6 protein-coding genes, 1 tRNA gene, 1 CRISPR repeat array and 1 riboswitch are annotated in these 7,584 nt (G+C 37.1%); of the genes, 3 read left to right on the forward strand and 4 right to left on the reverse strand.

The window, feature by feature from the left end:
• Positions 1 to 6: 6 nt before the first annotated feature.
• The 4 genes from F959_RS10915 to F959_RS10930 form a co-directional block, all read right to left on the reverse strand.
• Positions 7 to 651, reverse strand: coding sequence for an urea amidolyase associated protein UAAP2 (locus F959_RS10915; protein ID WP_004880107.1), 645 nt, complete (start codon positions 649 to 651; stop codon positions 7 to 9).
• Positions 652 to 669: 18 nt separating this feature from the next.
• On the reverse strand, positions 670 to 1,407 hold the full coding sequence (locus tag F959_RS10920) for an urea amidolyase associated protein UAAP1 (RefSeq protein ID WP_004880109.1): 738 nt from the start codon (positions 1,405 to 1,407) through the stop codon (positions 670 to 672).
• Between the two features lie 48 nt (positions 1,408 to 1,455).
• Positions 1,456 to 1,551, reverse strand: a riboswitch (guanidine-I (ykkC/yxkD leader).
• Between the two features lie 207 nt (positions 1,552 to 1,758).
• Positions 1,759 to 3,012: a serine hydroxymethyltransferase gene (glyA, locus tag F959_RS10925; protein WP_004880112.1), complete on the reverse strand. Its 1,254-nt coding sequence runs from the start codon at positions 3,010 to 3,012 to the stop codon at positions 1,759 to 1,761.
• 254 nt (positions 3,013 to 3,266) lie between these two features.
• Entirely contained in the window at positions 3,267 to 4,502 is a 1,236-nt protein-coding gene (locus tag F959_RS10930; protein WP_004880114.1) for an alpha/beta hydrolase, read from the reverse strand.
• 252 nt (positions 4,503 to 4,754) lie between these two features.
• Here F959_RS10930 and F959_RS10935 point away from each other — a divergent pair, with 252 nt between their 5' ends.
• The 3 genes from F959_RS10935 to F959_RS10945 all read left to right on the forward strand — a co-directional run bounded on the left by F959_RS10935 (position 4,755) and on the right by F959_RS10945 (position 6,363).
• On the forward strand, positions 4,755 to 5,447 hold the full coding sequence (locus F959_RS10935) for a putative quorum-sensing-regulated virulence factor (RefSeq protein ID WP_004880116.1): 693 nt from the start codon (positions 4,755 to 4,757) through the stop codon (positions 5,445 to 5,447).
• Positions 5,448 to 5,586: 139 nt separating this feature from the next.
• Positions 5,587 to 6,162 carry a hypothetical protein gene (locus F959_RS10940; protein WP_004880119.1) on the forward strand — a complete coding sequence of 192 codons (576 nt, stop codon included), beginning with the start codon at positions 5,587 to 5,589 and terminating at the stop codon, positions 6,160 to 6,162.
• Between the two features lie 125 nt (positions 6,163 to 6,287).
• Positions 6,288 to 6,363: transfer RNA gene (locus F959_RS10945), tRNA-Arg, on the forward strand.
• A 407-nt stretch (positions 6,364 to 6,770) separates the two neighbouring features.
• Positions 6,771 to 7,578: a CRISPR direct-repeat array (repeat unit 28 nt; unit sequence GTTTGTCATCGTTTAGATGATTTAGAAA).
• The last annotated feature ends 6 nt before the right edge of the window (positions 7,579 to 7,584 follow it).

Below are 7,584 nucleotides of genomic sequence, written 5' to 3' on the forward strand. Positions count from 1 at the left end.
TTCCCCTCAAGCTTCACGTACGACGAGTTGAATTTTTGTTGGGTTATAGGCATTGCAAGGGTTATTTAATTGAGGGCAATTAGAAATAAGTACGATTAAATCCATTTCAGCCCTAATTTCCACATATTTACCCGGTGCAGAAACACCATCATCGAACTTTAGATGTCCATTAGCCGTAATAGGAACATTCATAAAAAAATTAATATTCGGGCCTATATGACGAACATTGAGCTGATGTTTTTTTGCAATAGGATGCTTTGCCAAAGCATACATAAAATTATTACGGCAACTATGCATCGGGTATTTATCATGTGCATAACGAACCGTATTACTTTCACATGAACATGCGCCGCCTAAGGTGTCATGTCGACCACAATTATCATCGACAATCACGGCGATTGGTCGTGCATAATTACTATAGAGCGTTGTACCTTTTTCCAAATACAGTTGCTGATTTTGTGCAAGCGTATCTGTTGCACTATAGCGTTCATCAGGATTTTCAGCACTGATAAACAAAGTATCAACGGCTTGATTTCCTTCTAAATCAATAATTCGGAAATATTGACCTTGTTTTACCTCACACATCCAAGCCTCGCCTGCTGGACAAACTTGATCTAAAACTGTTTTTTCAAATTGTTGTAATGCTGTCATTGTCTATTCCCCCCAAACTTAATTTGATAATGCGTAATAACGTTGATTGTTGGCAAAACCACGTTGGTTTTGCGGACATGAGTCTCGGCAAATATCATGCTCAGTTAAGGGATTGGCTTTAAATAAACGAAGCTCTATATCAGCGGGGTTATAATGATCAGATTGGTCTAATGGATGCGGTGCAGCAGAAAGAAAGACTAAACAATCCATATCAAATCTCAATTCAATGATTTGATTCAGATTGTCATTTTTTTCATAAGACAGTTTTCCACTGTCATCAGGCTGTACTTTCGAAAATAAATTCACGGTTGCTGTTAAATCAGCTTGGGATAAACCGAACTTAGTTAGCTCAATCAATAAACTCTCTAAACCATTTTGATGCATATCATTATGTGCATCTTGGAAGCTCTTTTTACCGAAGTTTTTAGCAATTTGTTCAGCTGTGCTTGGGCCACAAAACACATCATTCCAGCCATGATCGTCTTTCACTATCGATACCATGACTCGCCCGAGATCAGAGTACAATACATGCCCTGTCGATAAAAATGCCGTATGTTGAGCTTTCAAACTATCAGGCATATTGAAGCGCTCTAATTTCTCATCAGCATTTACACAGAATAATGAAACATTTGCATTCTGATTTAAGGCTTCAAGTTGTAAAACAGTACCTCTTTGGATTCGACCAGACCAATGATGCCCACCCAGTAATGTTTCACTCCAGAGTATCTTATTGTCGTGATAGACCGATTGATTCATAACAAACCTCTTGCGGATAATTTAAACCTCGTTATGGCAAAATGCCTGACCTCCCGGGCTTTTATCCCTCCGTGTAGTTCTGTCGAACCGTCATCTCTCGGACCAGTCACGCCAATCAGCATCGGAACCCTAGACAACTTTTATCTCTCATAAGACGAAGCAAAAGACATGCCAAATAAGTATTACGTTTTTTATATTTAGTAATACCAAAATGATCAATTTTAGTGAGAATTTGAGCGTTTAATTAAAAATGGGCACCAAGATGATGCTTAATGAGAAAGGTTGATTCTTCTATTTCCAAGTTTTTAGACATAAAAAAAGCGCCTTACGGCGCTTTTTTAGATATACACATTAGTTTGCATATACTGGGAATTTTGCACAAACAGCTTCAACTTTTGCTTTCACATCAGCGATAACTTTTTCGTCACCTTTGCTGTCGATCACATCAGCGATCCAACCAGCAAGTTCACGTACTTCCGACTCACCGAAACCACGTGTTGTAACTGCTGGCGTACCAATACGGATACCAGAAGTGACAAATGGTGAACGTGGATCATTTGGAACCGCGTTTTTGTTTACAGTGATATGTGCTGCACCTAACCAAGCATCAGCATCTTTACCCGTTACGTCTTGCTTGATTAAAGACAATAAGAATAAATGGTTTTCTGTACCACCAGATACAACATCATAACCACGCGAAATTAACACTTCAGCCATTGCTTGAGCATTTTTCACAACTTGTTGTTGGTAAGTTTTGAACTCATCAGACATCGCCTCTTTGAAGCAAATTGCTTTAGCAGCAATTGCATGCATCAAAGGACCACCTTGGTTACCAGGGAATACAGCTGATTGAAGTTTTTTCTCGATTTCTTCGTTTGCTTTCGCAAGGATTAAACCAGAACGAGGACCACGAAGTGTTTTATGAGTCGTCGTTGTTGTTACATCAGCAATTTGAACTGGGTTAGGATAAACACCAGCAGCAACCAAGCCTGCAACGTGAGCCATATCAACAAAAAGATAAGCACCTACTTTATCCGCGATGTCACGGAAACGCTGCCAATCAACAACTTGGCTATAAGCAGAGAAACCAGCAACGATCATGCGTGGCTTATGTTCTAAAGCTAAACGTTCTACTTCTTCATAATCGATTTCGCCAGTTTCAGGGTTTAAGCCGTACTGAATCGCATTATAAGTTTTACCAGAGAAGCTTACTTTAGCACCGTGCGTCAAGTGACCACCGTGAGCTAAGCTCATTCCCAAAACTGTATCGCCCGGGTTAAGAAGCGCTAAATAAACAGCAGAGTTTGCTTGTGAACCAGCATGTGGTTGAACGTTTGCATAGTCAGCACCAAACAACGCTTTTGCACGATCAATGGCAAGTTGTTCGATGACGTCAACATATTCACAACCGCCGTAATAGCGTTTGCCAGGATAACCTTCTGCATATTTATTCGTAAGTTTTGAGCCTTGAGCTTCCATTACAGCTTTAGAGCAATAGTTTTCAGAAGCAATTAACTCGATATGAGCTTCTTGGCGTTCACCTTCAGAAGCGATCGCTTGAGCTAATTCTGGATCAAATTCAGCAATAGAGATATTGGCAAACATTAGCGGAGGGTCCTATAAATTAGGGCTTTTAAGCCGTGCTAAAGATTGGTGCGAATTATAGCATGAAGTTTGCTGTTACAGAGCTTGATATTTATTTAATTATTGGTGAATTTTATTCATGCATGGCTATTTATTTCTTTTTTGAGAAACCAATTATTTCTTTTTTATACAATTCTATTTTTTTAATTATTGAATCATTAAAGCCCAGTTATCTAAGACAATAGAAAACTGGGCTTCCCCTACCATGAAATTTATTAGTTCATTGGTGGCATAGCTGTTTTCACATCATTCACGATGTTTTGAATATTTAGGGCATAAGCTGTACCGTGATCCCAATCAGCATTCGTTATATATTGCACCTGAGAACCCTTCAGCGTTGCAGCTGAAACTAGCGCATTTGTCGCAACCATCGGCACAGTTGTATCTTTAGCACCTTGATAGATCGTAACAGGTTGATCTAACTTAACCTGTGCAGGTTGCGAATCGCTCTCCAAGAAAGTTTTCACCAACGGTAATAACATGAAATTTTCTTGTGTCCGCGGGTAGTTTGTTAAATTACCATTTTGACCTGCATAGGTTTGCATCGCAGCAGCAAATTTACCTCCCAGAACATCATAACAATCTGACTCTGCATTGCTCGCAATTAAATCTGTTGGTGATTTAAAGACATTTGAATAGTTAAATGTTGGTTGAAGATTTCTCAAACCAGCTGTAATCAAAGCTGTAAAAGTATCCAATTGTGCATAAACAGGTATTTGCTGAGCAACTGGTGCATCTTTAACAGATAACTCTCCACCATATAAAATCGTACCTAAATTTGATGCTGGAGCGACAGCAACAGTCCCCTTATAGTCCAACTTTGCACGACTTGCATATTGAGCCGCACCTAGCGCTGCTTGACCACCTTGAGAATGACCTACAGCCATCCATTGACGTGATATAACTTTCCCTTGTCCAGCTAAATAAGAACGAGCTGCAACAACTGCATCAGTAATAGAATATGCTTCGCTTTTCACATTTAAGAATGGATGTAATTCGCGTCCGCTTGGCTCACCTAAACCTTCGTAGTCCGGAGCAACAACGACATAACCTTCAGCAAGAAATTGACTAATCATTGCTTTAATATACGGATTTGTTTCGTTACGACTGGGTGCGCACTGATCTGCTACACCAGTTGTACCATGTGCCCACGCAACAATTTTCCATCCTCCAGCTGGCATAGGACCACCAGGAACAAATACTAAGCTCGTAGCCGTTGTTACTTTTCCATCCTGTCCTAACATTTTATAAGTCATGACTGAACTTTCAGAAGCAACTGCACTGAAATCCGACTTTACATAAGGGACGGGAATACCAACGACTGGATCAGCAATATTATTTTCAGGTACATCAGGTTTTGAAGAATAATAGTATGTATCACCATCGCCACCACATGCTGTAAGCAATAAGCTAGAACTCAGCATAACCGCCGTAAGTAATTTCATCTTCATGAAGTTTTTCCTTAACTCTTTTATTTATTGTTTTCCTTAGGTCTGAATTTCTAAGGCATTAACCTTTATAAGAATTACGCCCAATATTGCTTTGATTCAAGTACTTTTTTCATTTTCATCATTTTTTGACTTTTATTTAGGCAGAAAGCACACTAGTACACATAAAATATCGTTATGCTTTCTCTTAGTGATTGTCTTATGTAAATTTCTTGTAAGATAATAAAATTCTAAATTCAACTCGAGCCATTTTTTATGCAAGCCATTATTTTAGATACAGAAACACATACATTAAATGGCTTGCCTATTGAAATTGCTTATGCACCTATTGAAATTCAAGCTGGAAAATTAAGTTTAGATAAGTCACAAATCTTTGACCAACTCTATCAAGTTGGGCAACCGATCTCATTTGCTGCAATGGCGGTACACCACATTTTAGAATCTGATTTAATCGATCAGCCCTTTTATAATGAATTTCAACTTCCACCAGAAACTCAATATATTATTGGCCATAACGTTGATTATGATATTGCTGCTATTGCTAGATGTGGGGTAGAGACTTCAGCTCTAAAACCTATTTGTACTTTGGCTTTGGCTCGTCGCGTATGGGAAAATGCAGAAGCTCATAACATTTCGGCTTTGATTTATTTAATTTCAAAAGGCAGTGACAAAGCGCGGGAAATGTTAAAAGGTGCACATCGTGCTGATGCTGACATTATTTTAACGGCCAATATTTTGATGCATATCATTCATCAATTAGATATCCAAAATATAGAAGAACTTTATATTGCTTCAGAAGAAGCGCGTGTTCCTAAAAGTATTACTTTTGGAAAACATAAAGGTACAGCTATTCAAGACCTCCCTGCCGATTACATTCAATGGCTTTTACGCCAAGAAGATCTTGATCCCTATTTACGTAAAGCTCTTGAAGCAAAATTGATTAAATAACCCCTGCTCATAGAACATTTGGAACTGTTTTCCAAACAATCTATTCAAGACAATGATATTTAATAATTTGTTAACATTATTGTCATTTTTTAACCTTATCTTAATCTCCATCTAAATCTTGGTTGGGGGAGATTAAGAAATGTCACATTTTTTCAAAACAGAACTCGGGCAAAGTGCCTTGCAACAACGCAATATCGCTTTGACAGCACGTCAACGCCGTTTATTACTTTTGATAGACCATGATGATTTCAAAGATCTTGATAAAGACTACAAAGAAAGAATTGCACCCTCTGTGCTAGTAAAACAACTCATTGACATGGGACTTTTAGCTGAGCAAGAGACTCGTTCGAATAACGTTGAAACGAAAGAAAACCACTCTTTCGTACAAGAAGAAATTATCGAAGCTGAAAATACTACGGCCATTGATATAGCACATACAAAAGAAATCTCAGAAGTTAAAACACCTGCTTCTGAAACCATTGAATTAGAAAAATTACCATTTATCGAAATTCAGCAAGTTATGATTCAAACACTAACAACTTTCTGTGGACTAATGGCACGTCCGCTAATACAAAAAATTCAGTCCATAAAAACTGTACAGCAGTTAAAAGCATGTCAAATGCAGTGGATTACTTCCTTGCAAGAATCTCGTATTCCACCCGCACAATTGAATCAGACTCTTAAACTCATTAATTATTCAGTTCAGCATTTATGATTGAGATATTCTTAAACATCTCGATAAGTTGAGAATAAAATTGATGTTTTAATAAACAATAAGCATCTTTGTTTCATGCTATATATTTACCTACATGTATTTTTTGCCTATGATGTGGCACGCATGCGCTCATAGCTCAACTGGATAGAGTACAGGTCTCCGAAGCCTGTGGCGTGGGTTCGAGTCCCGCTGAGCGCACCATCTTCTTATTTTACTTAATCCAATTCATGATAAAAATTATTACTAAGATAAGAATCCCCCCTCACAATCCAAACTTGTTTTAAGTAATCATTTTTTATGACAATCCTAATTTAGCGAAATTGCAATACAAAATTACTCATAGATCAATATACAAAATCCAGCTTTCGATAGAAAATTCTTTTTTTCTTTATCATATTCATTTAAAAGTAACATCAAAACCTTCATATATAATTTATTAATAAATTTCCAAGAACGTACTTTAGGTCATATGTTTAGTTTTACTTTTGACTCTCTAATAAAAAAATAATAAAATCAATCAACTAGCAACATATACTCTTTTTGAAGTATTTTCATTCATTAAAAACTTATATAGTTGATTTTAGGAGTTTTATTTATCCTTAACTCTAGTTTGTCATCGTTTAGATGATTTAGAAAAGTTAATGAACGTGGCGAATTAGACTGGACATGTTTGTCATCGTTTAGATGATTTAGAAACAGAGCACAAGCTGCAATAATTAGAATAAGTTGTTTGTCATCGTTTAGATGATTTAGAAAAGGATAAGTACACCCAATGATATTTGTATAAAGTTTGTCATCGTTTAGATGATTTAGAAACCCATCTTATTAATGGGGGTTCCAACTGCTTCGTTTGTCATCGTTTAGATGATTTAGAAAAAACCGTCCTTTTTAGCTTCCGCCCATTCAATGTTTGTCATCGTTTAGATGATTTAGAAATTTCGGAAGGTTAGACTTCACTATTACTTGTTGTTTGTCATCGTTTAGATGATTTAGAAAAGATCAACAATCCAAAAAAGATTGATGGTTTTGTTTGTCATCGTTTAGATGATTTAGAAAGCTGCTGCTGAAGCTGCTAAAACGGCAACTCCGTTTGTCATCGTTTAGATGATTTAGAAAATAATAGTGGTGCATCGGGCGCAAATACATCAGTTTGTCATCGTTTAGATGATTTAGAAACTTTTCAATTCGAGTAGTTGAATCACCTCCTAGTTTGTCATCGTTTAGATGATTTAGAAAAACTGGCGGACAATCTATAAGTCTACAATTTCGTTTGTCATCGTTTAGATGATTTAGAAAAATGTATGCAGGCTTACACGGTTCGCAAATCAGTTTGTCATCGTTTAGATGATTTAGAAAATGCAGCGCTTAATTTTTCTTAAAATCTTATCGTTTGTCATCGTTTAGATGATTTAGAAAACCAAA

Source organism: Acinetobacter venetianus RAG-1 = CIP 110063 (assembly GCF_000368585.1).
Lineage (GTDB): Bacteria > Pseudomonadota > Gammaproteobacteria > Pseudomonadales > Moraxellaceae > Acinetobacter > Acinetobacter venetianus.

Excerpts from the sequence above, each read along its gene's own strand:
- F959_RS10915 (WP_004880107.1), bottom strand. The coding sequence starts at position 651 with ATGACAGCATTACAACAATTTGAAAAAACAGTTTTAGATCAAGTTTGT.
- F959_RS10920 (WP_004880109.1), bottom strand. The coding sequence starts at position 1,407 with ATGAATCAATCGGTCTATCACGACAATAAGATACTCTGGAGTGAAACA.
- glyA (WP_004880112.1), bottom strand. The coding sequence starts at position 3,012 with ATGTTTGCCAATATCTCTATTGCTGAATTTGATCCAGAATTAGCTCAA.
- F959_RS10930 (WP_004880114.1), bottom strand. The coding sequence starts at position 4,502 with ATGAAGATGAAATTACTTACGGCGGTTATGCTGAGTTCTAGCTTATTG.
- F959_RS10935 (WP_004880116.1), top strand. The coding sequence starts at position 4,755 with ATGCAAGCCATTATTTTAGATACAGAAACACATACATTAAATGGCTTG.
- F959_RS10940 (WP_004880119.1), top strand. The coding sequence starts at position 5,587 with ATGTCACATTTTTTCAAAACAGAACTCGGGCAAAGTGCCTTGCAACAA.